Raw genomic sequence first — 18,678 nt, 5'->3', positions numbered from 1 at the left:
TTATATAACCTACACACGGGAAATCAACATTATGACTAAGCTTCGCCTTTCGAAATTAACTGGAGCGGTAATTTTAGCTCTAGGTGTTTCTACAAGCGCAATGGCTGCTGATACTTCATCTGCAATGCGTGGTAAAATTACAACGCCATCAGGTGGCAATGCTGCAAACGTTAAAATCAAAGTAGTTCACCAACCAACGGGAACTATTAGCGAACTAACTACAAACGAAAGTGGTACGTTTATCGCTAATGGTTTACGTGTAGGTGGTCCTTACATGGTTATCATCGACTCTGATACGTTTAACGATACGACTGTTGAAAATATCTACTTGAACCTTGGTGAAACTTACCGCTTAAGCTCGCAGCTTGCTCCGCTAAACATCGAAAAGATTGAAGTGTCTGGTTATAAGATTGTTCAACAATCAGGTGGCTCTAGCAGTACATTTGGCTCTGATACTATAGAAAATATGCCAAGCTTTAATCGCGACATTAAAGATATTGCGCGTTTAAACCCACTTGCGAGTATTAACGGTAATGGCGAACTTACGTTTGCAGGTAGTAACCCACGTACAAACGGTTTAACTGTTGACGGTATTGGTCAAAATGACGACTTTGGCTTGAACTTTGGTGGTTACCCTACTTCTCAGCCTCCTGTTGCACTTGATGCTATTGAGCAAGTTTCTGTTGATGTATCTCCATTTTCGGCTTCTAAAGGTAACTTTGGTGGCGGTACTATTAATGCCGTAACAAAATCTGGTACAAATGAGTTTAAGTTCTCTGGCTTTTATGAAATATCTACTCCTGAGATAGCTGGTGATGTTGATAATATTGTACAAGAAGACGATCTTGATGAGCTAGGACATAAAACTTACTCTACAAATAAAGTAGAGCCAATTAAGACTGAAGAAAGATTTGGTTTTAATGTCGGTGGAGCGATTATTGAAGATGAGCTGTTTTATTTTGTTAACTATGCAGAATGGTCAAGTGAATTAGATCTAGATTACGGCTTTGATGGCTCTGGTGCTTCAAATGAATTTAATACTTCTGAAGCTAACTATAATCGTTTCATTTCTATCTTAAATAATGAATACGGCTTAACTGATTCATTGGCCGGTGCGCCAGAAGATACAAACAAAAACTTGCTTGTTAAATTAAGCTGGAACGCAAGTGATGACCACCGTTTAGATTTCACTTATCAATGGCAAGACGATCAAGACGAGCGCAACTCTAGTACGGGCGGAGACAACATAGCTTTAGTTTCAAGCACTTATGCCTACGTAACTAAGTTTAATAACTTTTCATCTAAACTTTACTCTGATTGGAGCGAAAACTTTTCAACAGAAATTGGTGTGTCGTATAAAGATGTTACTTCTGATAGCGCAACTCGCTCTAACTTAGGAAGCATTACTGTTGAGGAAGACGGTCGAAATGGTCCTTCTTACAACTTTGGTACAGATCAATACCGCCATGCAAACCGTTCAGAAACACAAAACCTAACTTTTACGTTAGACGCTACGTATTTAATGGATGAGCATGAAATAAACTTTGGAGCTCAGTACGAGTCACTTCGTTTATATAACTTGTTTGCTCAAAACTCTCTTGGAACGTGGAAATTTGATAGCTTAGAAAATTTTGAAAACCGTGAGATTGGTTCTTATGATTTCTCTTATCAAAATGCTTACACTAATGATTCAGCTGATACAGCATATGATGTAAGGCGTAACCAGCTAGCGCTTTACATAGAAGATACTTTTTATGTAGGTGATGATTTAGAAGTCACTGCAGGTGTTCGTTATGAGCGCTTATCATCTGATGATAAACCAACTCTAAATGAAAATTTTGCTAATACGTATGGCTTTACTAACCAAGAAAACCTTGATGGTCTAGACATTATACTTCCTCGTGTTGGCTTTAAGTACTACGTCACAGAAGCGCTTACTATTAATGGTGGTATTGGTCGTTTCCAAGGTGGTATTCCAAATGTTTGGTATAACAATTCATTCCAAAGTGATGGCATTACTTTAGTATCAGCACAAAACGATGTAATTAATGATTACTATGCAAATAACACAGCTGATATTACTCAGGTTCCTGATGAAATAAAAAATACATTAGAGCAAGGTGCAGGAAGTGTTGCGTATATCGACCCTGACTTTAAATTGCCTTCAAGCATTCGTACTCAAATAGGTTTTGAATATGAGTTTGACTCTGAACTATTGGGTGATGGCTTTAAATGGCAAGCAGAAATTGCTTACCATAAAAAAGAGAATGAAGCTGTATGGCATAATTCGTCTATTAACCCAGTAGGCTTAGCTGCGGACGGCGAACGTGTTATCAATCAGAGTATTTACAGTGGCGATAATGTTGACATAGAAATGACTAATTCATCGGATGATGGTCGTTCAATTATTATTTCAACGGGTATTGCTAAACAATGGGACAATGGCCTGTTTGTATCGGCAAGCTATGCTCACCAAGATGTTACAGAATCATCAGCAGGTTCAGCTTCTCAGGCAGAAGGTAACTATAAGCACAATATAACAGTAAATCGTAATGAAGATATTGCAGCACGTGGATTTTACGAAGTTGAGCACAGCTTTAAAATTAACTTAGCATATAACACTGAATTTTTTGAAGGATACGCAACCAAGTTCAATGTTTATTTTGAACGTCGTTCAGGTCGCCCGTTTAGTTACACAATGAATATGTATAAAGATGAAGACTTAGGTGATACTAGTTCTTTATTCACTAATGGTGCTTACTTACCTTATATCCCTACAGGTGCTGATGATCCGAATGTAAATTGGGCTGAATCAAATATGACTTGGGCTGAGTTAGAACCGTTATTAGAGCGTGCTGGTATATCTCAACGTGGTGGGATTTTAGGTAAAAATACAGCAACGCAACCTTGGGTTACTACAATGGACGTTAGCATTAAGCAAGAAATACCTGGCTTTGCTGAAGGTCACACTGGTGAGGTTTATCTAATGATTGATAATTTTGCAAACCTTCTAAACAGCGATTGGGGTGTAGAAAAACGCCTAGGTTACTCTAACCAAACTATTTATGACTTTGGTGGTCTTGATGATCAAGGCAGATATAAAATAGACAACAGTTTTGGCGGTGCAGATGTGCGTAATTACTCGCAAATCAGTTCATCGTCATCAGCTTGGCAGGCTAAAGTTGGTATTAGCTACAAGTTTTAGTTCTTAAAACTGCATCAATAACTTGTTAAGTTATTTGTAAGTTACAATAAACCCATTGCAAATTTGTAATGGGTTTTTTTATTTTACCCCTACAATTTCACATGTTTGTCATAAAGCCCACGTAATATATACCCCGATATAGAGTTATTGCTCAAAAAAACACTCAAATAGACAAATATATTACTATTTATTAAAAATATATTGCAGTTGTATTTTATTTGTAACGAATAAATAAGGTACACTAGTAACGGATTTTGAATAAATGAACTTCAACTGTTTATTTTACAAAATTTTAAAATAAAAATATAAAAATTTAATTAATAACTACACGGGAAAATTAAATGAAAACTCAATTACGCAAAACAGCTCTTTCACTTGCTATTGCAGCATGTGTTGGTGTAAGTGGCGCTGCAATGGCTAACGAAACGACCTCTGCAATTAAAGGTCAAGTAATGGGGCCTAACGGTAACCCAGCAGCCGGCACTAAAGTAACAATTTTACACGTGCCTTCTGGATCAGTAAAAACAACTGAAGTAAATGACGCTGGTTACTTTACAGCTAAAGGCCTGCGTGTTGGCGGTCCTTATAAAGTAGTTGTTGATTCAGATGTATACGCAGACCAAGAATTTAATAACATTATATTAAACATTGGTAACGACTACCCTGTAAATGTTTCTCTTGAGTCACAATCAAGCATGGAACAAATTGTGGTTACTGGGGCACCAATTAGCTCTATGTCTGGTGGTACTGGTCCTGCGTCTACATTTACGCTAACAGATCTTGAAAATACTCCAGCTATTAACCGTGATTTAAAAGATATTATTCGTATCGACCCGCGTATCACAATTGATGACAGCCGTGGTTCAATTAACTGTGGTGGTGGTAACCCTCGTTATAACAGCTTAACGCTAGACGGCGTTCGTATGAACGATAACTTCGGCTTAAGCTCAAATGGTTACCCTACTATTCGCGCCCCTTTCTCTTTTGATTCAATTGAACAAGTTTCAGCTGAACTTGCACCTTTTGACGTTCAATACGGTGGTTTTACATCGTGTAACATCAACGCTGTAACCAAATCTGGTGGCAACGATGTTCATGGCGCTGTTTTCTACGATTACACAAGCGACTCGTTCAAGGGTGATAAAATTGAAGGTGATGACGTTGATAACGGTAACTATACTGAAAAACGTTACGGCTTCAACGTAGGTCTTCCACTAATTGAAGATAAACTATTTTTATTCACTTCATATGAAAAACTTGAAGGTGTTCAACAGTTTAACTACGATGGTTTAAGCAGTGGCAGTGTAACTGCTGATGATATCTCGCGTATCACAAGCGTTGCTCAAACTGTATATGGTTACGATGTAGGCGGAATGCCTTCAAGTATGCCTGTTGAAGATGAAAAAATCTTAGTTAAACTAGATTGGAACATCAACGAAGATCACCGTGCAAACTTAATCTATAACTACAACGATGGTAATACTGTTTCACAGTCTGATACTGGCTCTAGCCGTGTATCACTATCTAACCACTTTTATGACCAAAGTGCAGAATTCACTTCAATCATTGCATCTGTTTACTCTGATTGGTCAGATGACTTCTCTACTGAAGTTCGTATTGGTAAGTCTGAGCTTGATGCAACAGTACAATCACTAGATGCAGCAAGCAGTTTTGGTGAAATGCAAATTCGTACCGAAGATGGTGGTACAGTTTATATTGGTCCAGATGACTCACGCCAATCAAACGATTTAGATTACGACACAACTACATTTAAAGTTGCAGGTACTTATTACCTAGATCAACATACAATTACTGCTGGTTACGAGTTTGAAGAGTTAGATGTATTTAACTTATTCGTTCAGCATACTGAAGGTGAGTACCGTTTCAACAATGTTGATGATTTTGAAAATGGTATTGCAAGTGCTGTTTACTACAACAATGCTGCTGGTACAAATGATCCTAACGATGCAGCTGCAAGCTTTTCGTACGCTCAGCATACATTTTACGTGCAAGACGAGTATTCATTCACTGATTTAGATGCAAACATCACGTTTGGTCTACGTTATGACAAATATACAAGTGATGATGTACCTAACTTAAATCAAAACTTTACTGACCGCTATGGCTACAGTAACCAAAGTACATTTGATGGTATCGATTTAATTCAACCACGTGTAGGCTTCCAATGGTACGCTACAGATGCACTTGAAGTACGTGCAGGTGTTGGCTTGTTCTCAGGCGGTAACCCTAATGTTTGGTTATCTAACTCTTACTCAAACGACGGCATTACAAACATTAGCGCAAACCAGTTTGGTTCTATCGACTTGTTCGCAACACCTAATGTAAATAATGGTACTCCAGGATTTGAAGTACCTCAGTCTCAATTTGATGCAGTAGCTGACACAGTAATCGGCTCAGGCGATTCAACTGCAAACGCTGTTGACCCAGACTTTGAAATCCCATCAGAGTGGAAATACTCACTTGGTGCAACATACACAACTGAAAACGAGTACGTAATCTCTCTTGATTACTTATATTCGAAGAAGAAAGACGCTGCGTTAATGCGTGACATCGCACTTCAAGATTCTGGCGAAACTACATTTGATGGTCGCCCTATTTACGAATCAATTGAAGGTCGTGCAAACGAATACTTACTAACAAATGTTAGCGGTGATAGCGGTGATTCATCTGTTATTTCATTAGCTGTTAGCAAAATGTTTGATAATGGCGTAAGCGTTAACTTTGGTTATGCATATACAGACTCAGACGATGTTAACCCAATGACAAGCTCTGTAGCTGGTTCAAACTACGGTAACATTGCCCTAACTGATCCAGGTAACCCAGGTGTTGCTTCATCTGATTACGAAATTCCACATCGTTTCACTATGACTCTTGGTTATACTCATGAGTTTGTTGATGGTTTTGCTACTCGCTTTAATCTATTCGGTGAAGCATATAAAGGCTTACCATACAGCTACACGTTTGATGGAAGTGATGGTACTTTTGGTGACAACAACTGGAATGGTAACCGCCAGCTATTGTATGTTCCACTTGAAAACGATCCAAACGTTGTTTACAACATGAGTGCTGCTGATATCAATGAATTCAATGAATTTATTGCATCAAATGGTTTAGAACGTGGTCAAACGACTAGCCGTAACGCAGAAAACTCTGATTGGTTTGTTAAGTTTAACTTTAAGTTAACACAAGAGCTTCCAGGCTTTATGGAAGGTCACAAAGGTGAAGCATTCTTTGTAATTGATAACCTTACTAACCTGTTAAACGATGATTGGGGCGTACTTAAGAAAGGTCCTTTCGTTGGTGCTAGCATGATTTCAACATCACTTGATGATCAGGGTCGTTACGTTTACTCTGACTTTAATGCGAATAATGCAAATACATCTGTACAATCAGATGCATCTGTATGGCAAATGCGTGTAGGTCTTCGTTACACTTTCTAATTTAGAACTGTAACCTAAAACATCTTTTAAAAGCCCACTTTGGTGGGCTTTTTTATGCCTTTAATTTGTTATTTAACTTTTCAAAAATATTCACTAGCACTTCGTATTCTTCGTTGGTTAAAGTACTCAGTAATTGTTTTTCCCAATTTAGTGCATCGGGTGTTATTTGCTCATATAGGCTTTGACCTGCTTGGCTCAGCACAAGTAATGCTGCGCGTTTGTCTTGCTTATTTAATTCACTTCTCACTAAGCCTTTGTCTATTAGTACTTTTACCGCGCGCGACACTGTCGATTTATCCATATTTGCTTGTGTGCATAAATCCTTTGCGTTGCTTTGCCCATACTGCGCTAAATTAGCAAGTATTCGCCACTGGGGAATATTTAAACCGTATTTAGTTTGATAAACCTTGGCAAAATCGTTACTTACATGTGTTGCTATATTCGTTAATTGATAAGGTAAAAACGTTGCTAAATCAATTTTCATTTTTGGTTATCCCAGCTTTGTAAGGTTTACTTTGGTGTTCATTAATATTTACACAGATGCGTAGTTGCACATTTGATATTAGTCTCACTTGAGAGTACCTTAACTGAAATAATAATAATATTAAACCAACCCCCCTCTCACAGGAGTCAGTAATGGCGACACAATTAAGTTATATGACAGGTTTTGGGAATGAATTTGAAACACAAGCGCTACCTGGTGCATTGCCAATAGGACAATTTAGCCCACAAAAGGTTAAATACGATTTATACACCGAGCAATTTAGTTCGACTGCATTTACGGCTCCGCGTGCTTCAAATCGTCGCACTTGGTTTTACCGCCTTCGTCCTTCGGTAGTACAAGGTGATTACCAAGCAATTGATAACGGCTTAATAAGAACAGCCCCAATCACTGAAGCCGTAACACCACCAACAATGCTACGTTGGAACCCTATTGATATGCCTTCACAGCCTACTGACTTTATTGATGGCTTGGTAACGATGGCAGCTAATGGCAGTGCCAATGGGCAATCGGGTATTGGCATTCATGTATATGTCGCTAATCAGTCAATGCAAGAGCGTTACTTTTGTAATGCCGATGGCGAAATATTGTTCGTCCCTCAGCAAGGTGAGTTATTAATTCACACCGAGTGCGGTAAGTTAAGCATTAAACCAGGTGAAATTGCTGTAATTCCCAGAGGAATTAAGTTCGCTGTTGATTTAATTGACGATACAGCCCGTGGTTATATTTGTGAAAATTACGGCCATGCGTTAGAGCTTCCAGAGCGAGGACCTGTTGGTGCCAATGGTTATGCCAACGACAGAGACTTTCAATATCCCGTTGCTGCCTTTGAAGATAAAGAAGGTGATTTTGAGTTGGTTTCTAAATTTAACGGTAATTTATTCAGCTGTGAAATAAAACACTCACCTTTTGATGTTGTTGCATGGACGGGTAATAGCTCCCCCTATAAATACGACTTATCGCGTTTTAATGTAATGAATACAGTGAGCTTTGATCACCCCGACCCATCTATATTCACTGTGCTATCCTCCCCTTCTGCTACTGAGGGTATGGCAAATGTCGATTTTGTGATATTTCCACCTCGTTGGATGGTAGCCGAAAATACATTCCGCCCGCCGTACTACCACCGCAATATTATGAGCGAATTTATGGGCTTGATTGAGGGTGTATATGATGCAAAAGAGCATGGTTTTGTACCTGGTGGCGCAAGTTTACACAATTGTATGTCGCCACATGGACCTGAAGCCGACGTATTTGAAAAAGCTTCAAACGCTGAGCTTACACCACAAAAATACGAAAACACATTGGCCTTTATGTTTGAGTCGCGCTATATAATTTCACCGACAAAATATGCACTAGAAGGTAAAGAACGCCAACCAAATTACACCGATTGCTGGCGTACTATAAAAAAACAATTTACAGGTGCAGAGGATTAGTTATGAAATTATACAGCTACTTTCGCTCATCAGCGGCTTATAGAGTGCGTATAGCGCTTAACTTAAAAGCAATCGATCATAAACTTGCTATTGTTAACCTTTTAAAATCGGAGCAGCTTGGGGAGGAATACTTAGCAACTAATCCCCAAGGGTTACTACCTGCACTTGAAACCGATGATGGTGTTTTAGCGCAATCGCTTGCAATACTGGAATGGCTTGATGAAACTTATCCGCAATCGCCATTAATTACAGGGACTGCGTGGCAAAAAGCACAAATAAGAAATTTAAGCTTTGCCATTGCCTGCGATATTCATCCTGTTAATAATTTACGCGTGCTGAAGTATTTATCAAGCGAATTAGGTGTTAATGACGAGGCTAAAAATAAGTGGTATCGACATTGGATAGAAGTTGGTTTTGAAAAAATAGAACTGATGCTAAACAAAAATGATGACTACTGTTTTGGTAACCAACCAACACTTGCTGACATTTGTTTAGTGCCGCAAGTATTTAATGCACTTCGTTTTAACGTAAATATGAACGTTTATCCAAAAATTGCAGCCATTTACGAACATTGTAATAAATTAGCTGCATTTAATGATGCTGCACCGCAAAATCAACCCGATGCAAATTAAACTAATTTAGTCTAACTTTGTAGCGCACTATGAATAACCGTAATATGCTCAATTAAATCTAAGCCCAGATCAGTTAAATATCCGCCATCTGGGCTATCTATAATCCCTTTTTCAAATAAACGTTGCGCTGCACTAAGTAAGCTTGGTTCTGCGTCTGAGTGTAATTTAATACCCTGCATTTTACTGTCGCGAGGAAATTTTGCTAATAGTGTGAATTCTTCGATCATTGTTTGATTAAATTGCATTGTGTGCACCTTTTTATTTGAATCTGAGTTGTTCTGTGTGTAACTAAGTTTATAATTAAAATCACTTTGTGTACTTTACACTAGCACGTTTTTTAGCTTAATGTATTATTTTTAACCCACCCTATTTAAAGGCCTCTAATGCGTAACTTTTTAATTCTATGCTTTTGTTTTAGCAGCTTATCGTATTCAATACTTAGTGAAGCAACAACTCTTAAAACCCATTCAATTATTGATGCAAACCAGTTTGTAAATGAAGAATCTAACTGTTGGTACGACAACAAACGCTATAGCGAAGGCGCATTAATACAAATTCACTCATTTACACTTTTGTGCGGTGCTAAAACACCCCAGCACAGTAACAGCCAACTAATTTGGCTTAAAATAGATAAACAAGGTAATGCTATTTACCCAACAGCTCCTAAAACAATCACTGTGAATTAGCGCTAAAAGCTGATTTGAGCTACAATGCACGCAGTTTAAATAAGTAGTATGGCTATGAATAATCAACCTAAAAACCCTTTACATGGGGTCACGTTAGAACAAATACTTGTTGAGTTAGAACAGCGACTTGGCTGGAGAACACTTGGCGAACAAGTAAAAATTAAATGTTTTACTGATCAACCGAGCATTAAATCGAGTTTAAAGTTTTTGCGTAAAACGCCTTGGGCTCGCGATAAAGTGGAAGCACTTTATATTCACACTATAAATAATAAACCTATTCGTAGACCAAAAAGTGCACCGAGAGAAACATCTTCTCAAGCACCTGATACAACAGGGTTTGTTTGGCCATCAATTAAAAAATGATGTAAAAAAGGAGCTAATTTAGCTCCTTTTTGATTGTAACAAGCGCGATTTATTGCTCTTTGCAAATCACTTTTAATGAGGCCGGCTCAATAGTAATAACGAGTTTGTGAGCAGTTTTAATTTCACCATCAAGTACGTATTTAAGCTCACCTTCGCCTGTAACCTCGACTCTTTTAGCATTTGTATGGTGCGAGTTTATAGCTAAATGTGTTTGCGTTAAGCTGCTAAACATCAGCTCTGCAATACTCAATACTGTGGTTGAGTTTTCGTCATTTGGTGTTAGCCAATTTACATCAAGAAGCCCGTCACTATGATCTGGCTGCCCACCACCTTGAGCCAATAATGTTGTAAAAGGCGCAGCGTTAGCCACAATAAAGCTATTTGTACGTATTTCTTTGGGCTCATTATCGTCGAGTTTTACATTAAGTAGCTGTGATTTTTGCTCGCCAAAAGCTTCAAAAAAACCATTTAAATAGGCAAGTTGCCCCGATTTATTTTTTGACTCTCTATCTGCTTTTTCAATCATTGATTGCTCAAAACCAATACCCGCTAATAAAAGTACCAATTCATTATTGCAATAAGCCGTATCTATTGTGCTTGTTTGACCATCTATAATTAGGTCACAGGCTTGTTCTACTGGAATAAACTTAGAGCTTATACCCATCAATACATGCGCAAGTGCGTTTGCAGTCCCCATTGGGATGATTCCTAGCTTACATTGTGTATTTACAAGTACGCTTGCAACTTCGGCCACTGTACCATCGCCTCCACACGCTATTATAATGTCCGGCTTTTGCGCAATTGCTTGTTGAGCAAGATCAATACCGTTAACGTCTTGTGAAGTAGTCAATACTGTTAAATCGTAATAGGCGGATAACCGCGCAACAATTAAATGCTCTTTTTCTTGCCATAATCGCGTACCCGAAACAGGGTTTGCAATTAAAACAGCTTTGTTTTTAATCAGCAACTCGCCTTTTTTATGACGCTTAGCTAAATGACGAAGTTGATGCTTATTTAAGTTTGCGGTTTCGCGGGTTTCTTTTATTTGCGCAAGTACTTCATGTACATCTGCATTTTTGTTTTGACTCAATAAATAAGCCGCCATTACAAAAACAGACCGCCCACGGCCTAAGGCGCAATGTACAACTACGCGACGATTTTCTTTTATATGGTGATGTATCCAATTAATAGCCTGATTCAGCTGCGAATGTGAAGGGACACTATGATCAAGCACCGGAATATTTAAGTAATTAAAGTTCTCTTGCGTTGAACTCCACTCTAGACCGTCAAACTCGCACGTTACATCCAAAATCGCTGTAATTCCGTTATCTTTTAATGTGTCTATGTCTGAGGGAAATAATCGGCAAGCTAAAAATAGATTTTCGTTTATTTGTTGAATGGGCGGTACTTTGTCATGCTTACGCGACCAGGCATTATAAATTTGCACACCAAATAAAAATGGCACAAACGCCCAACGTATATAAAATGGGATCACTCCATTTTCACGTTTTCTAAATATTTTTGCTGTATTAAAAATATATGCGGTACTCACTAATAAAAGTGACAGCGCAGTCCAATAAAAAACAATAGCAAAGTAAACAGAGTTTACTTCCCACCCAATAAAAATAAGTAGTAATGCTAAAAGTGAATAACCAACTGCAGCCCACATAATCTCTCCTTTGTGTAAATAATTCCGATTTTCTAATTCTAATTTAAACGGCTTTATGTACTCTTTTGCAAATATCACGCCATATAAACGGCATTTTAAATTCAAATTAAAACCATAAGTTATTGATATATAACATTAATAATAAAATAAATTTAAGTGCAATCTGCTCTTTGTGCATTTTTTACAAACATGTGAATAAATTATACTTACACATCTAAATTTCAAATACTGATCGGTTATTGCTTGTACTAACGTATAAAGCAGCTAATCTAAAAATCAATTAAAATTTTTTGCATCCAAATCACGCCCTCAACCGTTTACTCAATGATAATAAGAAAAACAGGACCCCTATGGATAACGATGATTTACTCCCTCTTTTGTGCGCAACAGCACAAGGTGACAAAAATGCTTTCTCGAGCTTGTACCAGCAAACTAGCGGCAAACTTTTTGCTATTAGTTTAAACATGCTCACAAATAGAGCCCATGCCGAGGAAGCATTACAAGATGCTTTTATAAAAATTTGGCATAACGCATCTGAGTATAATGCTTCAAAAGGCACTGTTATAAGCTGGATGATAAGTATAGTTAGGTATAGAAGTCTCGACTCGCTGCGCTATCACAAAGTACGAAAAGAGCAGTCGTTAGGCGATGACGAATATGAGAATGAAAGCATCGACGTTAATTACGACGAAGAAACAAAACTGGTTAATTGTATCGAACAACTTGAGCCGCAACAAAAACAAGCTATTCACTTAGCTTATTACAAAGGGCTGAGCCATAGCGAGTTAGTGGATCATATCGAAACGCCATTAGGTACAGTTAAAAGCTGGATCAGGCGTGGGCTTATGCAGCTACAAAGGTGTTTAACATTATGAATTATAATAAACCCGAATTATTAGACGCACTTGCTGGGCAGTATGTTCTTGGCACACTTAGAGGACTTGCACGTAAGCGCTTTCAGCGTCTTTTGCTTAGTTCGAACCAAGCACGTGAAGCAACAAGTATGTGGGAGCAAAACCTAAATAACTTAGCGAGTGCTATTACACCGCAAACGCCACATGACGATGTATGGATAAATATTCTACAGCGCATTGAAAACAGTCCACAAACAAGTAAAACGGTTATACATACTAAGCCATCTATTTGGCGTACATGGTCTTTTGTTGCAACAGCCGCGTGTATTGTTTTAGCCTTTTTAATTATTCAACCTTCTAATAATGTTGTTCAAACGCAACAAATTGCCTTGGTCCAAAATCAAGATAAGCAATCATTATGGTTTATTGATGTTAACGATAAAGGGCTTTCTATCAAAGCCAGTAGCCAATTGGTTGCTCAAACAAATAAAGATTATGAGCTTTGGATGATTTTAAAAGGGCAAGATGCGCCTATTTCATTAGGTTTACTTCCCAAGCAAGGAAGTAAAACATTATTAAAAGATAACCGCTTCAACGCAAGTGATATTGCATTGCTAGCAGTAAGTTTAGAACCTATTGGTGGCTCGCCAAATGGATCACCGACCGAGGTGTTATACACCACAGAGCTGGTACTTTTATAACCTTACTATTACGACTAATATTGGCTGCTTGTATAAAGCAGCCAATCCTCAATTTAAGTTTTTAACAAAATACAAAATTAATTTAACTTTTTTGCATCCAATTTAAATCCTGCCCCGTTATTAGCTATGACTTCAATCAAAACTAAAGGACAAAGTCATGAAAGCTTTAACTCCATCAATACTCGCAGTAGTAATATGTAGTACATTTGTAAGTGCACCAAGTGAAGCATCTAGCCACAGAGAAGCGCCAAATATAAGCCGTTTCCCGACTTTAGATTCAACCGATTTTTATGTATTTAATAGTTACGAACAAGGTCGTGGTGATTTTGTAACACTAATAGCTAACTATATCCCGCTGCAAGATGCATACGGCGGTCCTAATTACTTTGCAATGGACCCAGATGCTACCTACAGCATTCATATAGATAACGACGGCGATGCTGTTGAAGATATTACATTTGCGTTTAACTTTAAAAGCATGCTCCCTAACGACAATCAAGGCGTGCAATTAACAGTTGGACCTGAAGGTAATCAACGAACAGTTTCGGTACCACTTAAAAATGTTGGCGGCGTGGCTGCAGGTGATGACAGCTCAGCAAATTTTAGTGAATCATACACAATGACCATGATTAGCGGCGCGCAGCGTACTGGCGAAACAACGGTATTAAATAACACTGCATCAAACTCAAGCTCATTTTCTAAACCGCTTGATTATGTAGGTGATAAAACATTTGGATCGATGAGTGATTATCAAACTTATGCAGATCAATTTGTTTATCAGGTTTCAATTCCTAACTGTGAGAGCATGGCACAAGTTTTTGTAGGACAGCGTAAAGACCCGTTTGTAGTTAACCTAGGTAAAACATTTGATTTAGTTAACTATGTACCTGTAGAAGGTGATAGCGCCCCTGGTGCTGGTGACGGCGGTGGTTTTCCAGGTGGTATAACGCAATCAGCTGATAATGACGACCTTGCAGATAAAAACGTAACATCAATCGCTATCGAAATACCTAAAAGCTGTATTGTCGGTGAAGGTAACGGCGTAATAGGTTCGTGGACAACAGCAAGCTTACCTCAAGCACGTGTATTAAACCCCAATGCTAAATTTGCTAATAATGCGGTAAACGGTGGTGCATTAACTCAGGTTTCACGCTTAGGTAGCCCGCTTGTAAATGAGCTTGTAATTGGCATTAAAGACAAGGACACATTTTCTACTGCGCACCCTAAAGACGATGCACAATTTTTAGATTATGTATCTCACCCAGCACTACCAGAGTTATTAAATATTTTGTTTAAAGATGCTGTTAATACCACTCTTGGCGCAAACTTAGAAACTTTGGCACCCACTAACTTCCCGCGTACTGATTTAATCACTGCATTTTTAACGGGTTTTGCAGGCGTTAATCAACAAGCAACGGTCACACCTTCAGAAATGCTGCGTTTAAACACAGCCATTGCAGCAACAGCGCAGGCTGATCAATCTGCATTTGGTGTAGCTGGCAATGACTTAGCTGGTTTCCCAAATGGTCGTCGCCCGGGTGATGATGTAGTTGATATTGCACTGCGCGTTGTGATGGGTCGCTTATGTCATCCTATTCCTGTAAATGGTGAAGACTCTGACTTAGGTCTTTGTACACCAGAGGATGCTAATACGGGTACAGTTCCATTTACTGATGGCGCACCTATTGATGCAACAATGATGGACTCAACATTCCCATACCTTGCAACACCTATTGCAGGATCTAAATAAGGAGTTAACTGATGCGTAATTTAAAAACTACCCATATTTGTGTTCTCCTCAGTGCATTAACATTGGGTGCATGTAGTAGCGATGACGATAAAAAACAACCTACACCGGTTGTAAACACCGCACCTACAGCAAGCGATGCAATGCTAACAACACAAACTGAAGTAAGCATTACCGATATGCTTAACGCAAGCGATAATGATGGCGACTCACTTACTTACTCGTTAACAAGCGAGCCAATGCTCGGTACTGTTAATGTTGACAGTGATGGTAACTTTACTTATACACCTAATAAAGAAGCAACAGGTTCAGATAGCTTTATGTTTGGTGTAAGTGATGGCGTTAATTCGCAAGTTACTGCAACAGTAAGTATTACAATTGAGGCGCTGCAAGTTGACTTTGCTCAATTTGCAACCGATGCATTTAATCAAGCGCCAAATGCAGAGCCGTTAACTGTTAATGGTCGGGTGTTTACAAACACTGATACCGATGTTGATGGATTAATTTCTACAAGCGGTAACTAACCAAGTCATTAAGCTGACAGGCCACGGATGGCTTTTTTCAAAGGATATTTATAATGCATTTATCAGTACTTAAACCCCTCACTATTATTGCTATTTGCTTAACCTCTTTCGCGGTGAGTGCGGCTCCTTATACTCCAAAAGATGACGCAGTTATTGCCTCAAGCAATTCAACATTTAGTGCCTCTCTCTCTGTTCACGAAATAAATACTTTAGTGACTAATAGCCAATATGCAGGCCAAACAGAGCGCTTACAAGGGCTACTTAAAACCCGCTTAGCTCAGTTATATAACCAAACACCCACGTCTCAAATTGGTTACTTATATGCTCGTGTTTTACAAAAAGAGCACCTTTTTGACGAAGCAATTAACGTTGCCAACAACGTTTTGATTACCGAACCAAAGCACAGTAATAGCCATTTGTTGCTGGCCAATATATTGATGACCCAAGGTGAATTTACAAAAGCAAAACAACACTGTGTTGCCTTGATTGGTCAAGTAAGCACCATTACTGCTAGCACTTGTGTGCTAGACGTACAAAGCCAGCATGAAAGTGTTTTAGACAGCTACCAAACATTAGTTAAAATTATAAACAATAACCAAACTAGTTTAGCTACAAACCATGTTTTAAGTGAAATGAGCTACCGTCTAAGTAACTACAAGCAAGCTTTGTCTCACTTACAAAGCGTAGATTTAGTTCAAGCTCCTGTGAGCCTCATTGTGTTATGGGCCGATATTCAAATTGCGCTAAATCAACCTCAACAAGTATTAAATACATTAAGCGTACTGCTTCCAGATAAAAGTAATTTAGAAGATGCTATTTTGCTAAGGCTTTCAATCGCAGAAAAAAAACTAAATAAACGCGATAAAAAATGGCAAAATACAATGGCGAAAAGAGTTACACTCAGAGAGCTTCGTAAAGATTCTTTTCATGCGAGTGACTTAGCTAAATATTACCTTGATGTACAACCAAATCGCGAAAAAGCACTTTACTGGGCTCATATTAATTGGCAACAGGCTAAAATGAGCACAGATGAGCAATTACTTATTAAAGCAAAAGCGATGCAACGAGATACACTATGAAAACGCCTTATCTATTTATACTCACTTTAATGCTGTGTATTTTCTCAACTTACAGCTTTTCCCATCAACTAAGTACAAGTTATATAACCCTAAATAGCAAGAACGATAACGACACCAACAAAAGCCAATACAAGGGTACCTGGCAAGTTAACATCGCCGACTTAGAGCAGGCAGTGCCTCTAGATTTAGATAAAGACGGGCAAATTTCGTGGGCAGAAATAAAAGCAAAACGCAGCTCAATTAATAACTTCGTTACAGAAAGTTTAAATATCACGCAAAACGCGCAAGCATGCCCATTAAAAAGTGAAGGTATCTATCAGCTAGATAACCATTTTAACCAGCCTTATTTGGTTATTCCGCTGCTGTTTAACTGCAATGATAGTGAAACAATCTCTCTTTCGTATTCTGCTTTTTTTAAAACCGATGCTAATCATAAATCTATCGTAAATATAAACGGTGTATCTCGTGTATTTAATATCAACGAGGCTCAGCAAACATTTAGCTTTGAAAAATCCAGTTATTTAAGCACGTTCAATCAATACGTTTATCAAGGTGTTTTACATATTTGGATAGGTATTGATCATATTTTATTTTTAATCGCCCTATTACTTACCTGTGTTTTAAAACGTAGTAACAAAACATGGCAAGGTATTAGCTCTAAAAAACACATTATTAAACACACAGCATGGATAGTAACCGCGTTTACGCTTGCGCACTCTATTACGCTTACAGCAACAGCTATGAACTTAGTCTCGCCAAATAGTCGCTGGGTAGAGCTTGGAATTGCTATATCGGTTTTATTTGCAGCATTAAATAATGTGTGGCCGTTGGTACTTCGTTTAGGGTGGCTTACTTTTGCTTTTGGTTTACTGCACGGCATGGGATTTGCGAGCGTACTTGGTGAGCTTGGCTTGTCGAGTGACTATCAATTATTGAGCATTTTAGCATTTAATTTAGGGGTCGAAATTGGTCAGCTCAGTATATTACTGGTTGCGCTGCCAATACTCATTTATGTACGAAACTACACCTGGTATAAAAAGTGGTTAATGCCAATGGGCTCCGTTGCCATTGCAATCATTGCACTTCAGTGGTCAATCGAGCGTTTTTAAATAGCCCAAATAAAAAAGCTAGCCAAAATATTGGCTAGCTTACTTTTTAGTTTATCTATTTTGCGCTTTACTATGCTTTATCAAATGGCATTAGTAATGTTTTCATCGCAGGGCGAAGCGCTATTAACACTGTTTTTTCGGTTAGCTCAGGGTAGAGTAACTTTCTAAGTAATAACCCTGCCATCATCGAAAAAATAACATTAATTCGACTTTCAAGTTCAAGCTCATCAATGTCTTTGAGCGCACTTCGCTCGCTTGTTAAAAGCTGTCTCATGCGCCCGCGTGCTTGAGTATCCATATCACGTAGCAATGAAGCTACTTTAACATTTCGACCTGCTTCAGCCATCATATCTAAGTCAACTACACATGCCCCTGTGTCCATGTGCCTCTGAACACCAATGTTTAAGCCATCTAAAAGAGCTGCTAAAACATCACCAGGGTGATCTTCAAACTGTTGGAAGATAGAAAACATTTCTTCCATGTCTTTTTCAATAATGCTTTCTATAATTGCTTCTTTACTTTCAAAGTAATTATAAATATGGCCCGCACTCATCCCTGCCGTTTTAGATATTTCAGCCATGCCTGCACCGTGGTAACCTTTTCGGCGAAAACACTCTGCAGCCGCTGTTAGTATTTGTTCGCGCCTAGCTTGCGCTATAGCGGGATCTGTTTGCCTTTTTGCTTTAGGCTTCATGTTCAACTCCACTACC

At 38.5% G+C, this 18,678-nt stretch carries 16 protein-coding genes; 12 read left to right on the top strand and 4 right to left on the bottom strand.

Features of this window, described 5'->3' with window-relative positions:
- Positions 1 to 31 precede the first annotated feature (31 nt).
- Both I6E80_RS04190 and I6E80_RS04185 read left to right on the top strand, forming a co-directional pair.
- On the top strand, positions 32 to 3,205 hold the full coding sequence (locus I6E80_RS04190) for a TonB-dependent receptor (protein ID WP_197184879.1): 3,174 nt from the start codon (positions 32 to 34) through the stop codon (positions 3,203 to 3,205).
- Between the two features lie 341 nt (positions 3,206 to 3,546).
- On the top strand, positions 3,547 to 6,666 hold the full coding sequence (locus I6E80_RS04185; protein ID WP_197184878.1) for a TonB-dependent receptor: 3,120 nt from the start codon (positions 3,547 to 3,549) through the stop codon (positions 6,664 to 6,666).
- Positions 6,667 to 6,718: 52 nt separating this feature from the next.
- Here I6E80_RS04185 and I6E80_RS04180 read toward each other — a convergent pair whose 3' ends face one another.
- Entirely contained in the window at positions 6,719 to 7,150 is a 432-nt protein-coding gene (locus I6E80_RS04180; RefSeq protein WP_076925651.1) for a MarR family winged helix-turn-helix transcriptional regulator, read from the bottom strand.
- A gap of 152 nt (positions 7,151 to 7,302) precedes the next feature.
- Between I6E80_RS04180 and hmgA the strand changes: the two genes are divergently transcribed.
- Positions 7,303 to 8,604: a homogentisate 1,2-dioxygenase gene (gene hmgA, locus I6E80_RS04175; protein ID WP_197184877.1), complete on the top strand. Its 1,302-nt coding sequence runs from the start codon at positions 7,303 to 7,305 to the stop codon at positions 8,602 to 8,604.
- Between the two features lie 2 nt (positions 8,605 to 8,606).
- Positions 8,607 to 9,236, top strand: a complete 630-nt coding sequence (maiA, locus tag I6E80_RS04170) for a maleylacetoacetate isomerase (RefSeq protein ID WP_076925654.1) — start codon at positions 8,607 to 8,609, stop codon at positions 9,234 to 9,236.
- A gap of 11 nt (positions 9,237 to 9,247) precedes the next feature.
- On the opposite strand, the gene I6E80_RS04165 is transcribed toward maiA, so the two are convergent.
- On the bottom strand, positions 9,248 to 9,481 hold the full coding sequence (locus tag I6E80_RS04165) for a TIGR02647 family protein (protein ID WP_007582405.1): 234 nt from the start codon (positions 9,479 to 9,481) through the stop codon (positions 9,248 to 9,250).
- A gap of 138 nt (positions 9,482 to 9,619) precedes the next feature.
- Here I6E80_RS04165 and I6E80_RS04160 point away from each other — a divergent pair, with 138 nt between their 5' ends.
- A complete protein-coding gene (locus tag I6E80_RS04160) occupies positions 9,620 to 9,922 on the top strand; it encodes a DUF1496 domain-containing protein (RefSeq protein ID WP_008134362.1) in 303 nt (100 codons plus the stop codon).
- Between the two features lie 54 nt (positions 9,923 to 9,976).
- Complete coding sequence (locus tag I6E80_RS04155; RefSeq protein WP_024591820.1) at positions 9,977 to 10,285, top strand: VF530 family DNA-binding protein; 309 nt, start codon at positions 9,977 to 9,979, stop codon at positions 10,283 to 10,285.
- A gap of 49 nt (positions 10,286 to 10,334) precedes the next feature.
- On the opposite strand, the gene I6E80_RS04150 is transcribed toward I6E80_RS04155, so the two are convergent.
- Positions 10,335 to 11,954 (bottom strand): diacylglycerol kinase family protein, encoded by a 1,620-nt coding sequence (locus I6E80_RS04150; RefSeq protein WP_197184876.1) that lies wholly within the window; start codon positions 11,952 to 11,954, stop codon positions 10,335 to 10,337.
- Between the two features lie 350 nt (positions 11,955 to 12,304).
- Here I6E80_RS04150 and I6E80_RS04145 point away from each other — a divergent pair, with 350 nt between their 5' ends.
- From I6E80_RS04145 to I6E80_RS04120, 6 genes are all read left to right on the top strand, one after another.
- On the top strand, positions 12,305 to 12,829 hold the full coding sequence (locus I6E80_RS04145) for a sigma-70 family RNA polymerase sigma factor (protein WP_197100641.1): 525 nt from the start codon (positions 12,305 to 12,307) through the stop codon (positions 12,827 to 12,829).
- Complete coding sequence (locus I6E80_RS04140; protein WP_197184875.1) at positions 12,826 to 13,509, top strand: anti-sigma factor; 684 nt, start codon at positions 12,826 to 12,828, stop codon at positions 13,507 to 13,509. The genes I6E80_RS04145 and I6E80_RS04140 overlap by 4 nt, the downstream gene beginning before the upstream one ends.
- A 157-nt stretch (positions 13,510 to 13,666) precedes the next feature.
- Positions 13,667 to 15,259: a DUF4331 domain-containing protein gene (locus I6E80_RS04135; protein ID WP_197184874.1), complete on the top strand. Its 1,593-nt coding sequence runs from the start codon at positions 13,667 to 13,669 to the stop codon at positions 15,257 to 15,259.
- 11 nt (positions 15,260 to 15,270) lie between these two features.
- Positions 15,271 to 15,780, top strand: a complete 510-nt coding sequence (locus I6E80_RS04130) for an Ig-like domain-containing protein (protein WP_024600513.1) — start codon at positions 15,271 to 15,273, stop codon at positions 15,778 to 15,780.
- Positions 15,781 to 15,833: 53 nt separating this feature from the next.
- Complete coding sequence (locus I6E80_RS04125) at positions 15,834 to 16,859, top strand: hypothetical protein (RefSeq protein WP_197184873.1); 1,026 nt, start codon at positions 15,834 to 15,836, stop codon at positions 16,857 to 16,859.
- Positions 16,856 to 17,968 (top strand): HupE/UreJ family protein, encoded by a 1,113-nt coding sequence (locus I6E80_RS04120; protein ID WP_197184872.1) that lies wholly within the window; start codon positions 16,856 to 16,858, stop codon positions 17,966 to 17,968. Before I6E80_RS04125 ends, I6E80_RS04120 begins: the two co-directional genes overlap by 4 nt.
- A 70-nt stretch (positions 17,969 to 18,038) precedes the next feature.
- On the opposite strand, the gene I6E80_RS04115 is transcribed toward I6E80_RS04120, so the two are convergent.
- Positions 18,039 to 18,662, bottom strand: a complete 624-nt coding sequence (locus I6E80_RS04115; protein WP_024600516.1) for a TetR/AcrR family transcriptional regulator — start codon at positions 18,660 to 18,662, stop codon at positions 18,039 to 18,041.
- Positions 18,663 to 18,678: the final 16 nt, after the last annotated feature.

The organism is Pseudoalteromonas sp. NSLLW218, from assembly GCF_015864775.1.
GTDB lineage: Bacteria > Pseudomonadota > Gammaproteobacteria > Enterobacterales > Alteromonadaceae > Pseudoalteromonas.
The sequence above is the reverse complement of the archived record's forward strand: the minus strand, read 5'-3'. Positions and strand labels throughout refer to the sequence as shown.

Excerpts from the sequence above, each read along its gene's own strand:
- I6E80_RS04190 (WP_197184879.1), top strand. The coding sequence starts at position 32 with ATGACTAAGCTTCGCCTTTCGAAATTAACTGGAGCGGTAATTTTAGCT.
- I6E80_RS04185 (WP_197184878.1), top strand. The coding sequence starts at position 3,547 with ATGAAAACTCAATTACGCAAAACAGCTCTTTCACTTGCTATTGCAGCA.
- I6E80_RS04180 (WP_076925651.1), bottom strand. The coding sequence starts at position 7,150 with ATGAAAATTGATTTAGCAACGTTTTTACCTTATCAATTAACGAATATA.
- hmgA (WP_197184877.1), top strand. The coding sequence starts at position 7,303 with ATGGCGACACAATTAAGTTATATGACAGGTTTTGGGAATGAATTTGAA.
- maiA (WP_076925654.1), top strand. The coding sequence starts at position 8,607 with ATGAAATTATACAGCTACTTTCGCTCATCAGCGGCTTATAGAGTGCGT.
- I6E80_RS04165 (WP_007582405.1), bottom strand. The coding sequence starts at position 9,481 with ATGCAATTTAATCAAACAATGATCGAAGAATTCACACTATTAGCAAAA.
- I6E80_RS04160 (WP_008134362.1), top strand. The coding sequence starts at position 9,620 with ATGCGTAACTTTTTAATTCTATGCTTTTGTTTTAGCAGCTTATCGTAT.
- I6E80_RS04155 (WP_024591820.1), top strand. The coding sequence starts at position 9,977 with ATGAATAATCAACCTAAAAACCCTTTACATGGGGTCACGTTAGAACAA.
- I6E80_RS04150 (WP_197184876.1), bottom strand. The coding sequence starts at position 11,954 with ATGTGGGCTGCAGTTGGTTATTCACTTTTAGCATTACTACTTATTTTT.
- I6E80_RS04145 (WP_197100641.1), top strand. The coding sequence starts at position 12,305 with ATGGATAACGATGATTTACTCCCTCTTTTGTGCGCAACAGCACAAGGT.
- I6E80_RS04140 (WP_197184875.1), top strand. The coding sequence starts at position 12,826 with ATGAATTATAATAAACCCGAATTATTAGACGCACTTGCTGGGCAGTAT.
- I6E80_RS04135 (WP_197184874.1), top strand. The coding sequence starts at position 13,667 with ATGAAAGCTTTAACTCCATCAATACTCGCAGTAGTAATATGTAGTACA.
- I6E80_RS04130 (WP_024600513.1), top strand. The coding sequence starts at position 15,271 with ATGCGTAATTTAAAAACTACCCATATTTGTGTTCTCCTCAGTGCATTA.
- I6E80_RS04125 (WP_197184873.1), top strand. The coding sequence starts at position 15,834 with ATGCATTTATCAGTACTTAAACCCCTCACTATTATTGCTATTTGCTTA.
- I6E80_RS04120 (WP_197184872.1), top strand. The coding sequence starts at position 16,856 with ATGAAAACGCCTTATCTATTTATACTCACTTTAATGCTGTGTATTTTC.
- I6E80_RS04115 (WP_024600516.1), bottom strand. The coding sequence starts at position 18,662 with ATGAAGCCTAAAGCAAAAAGGCAAACAGATCCCGCTATAGCGCAAGCT.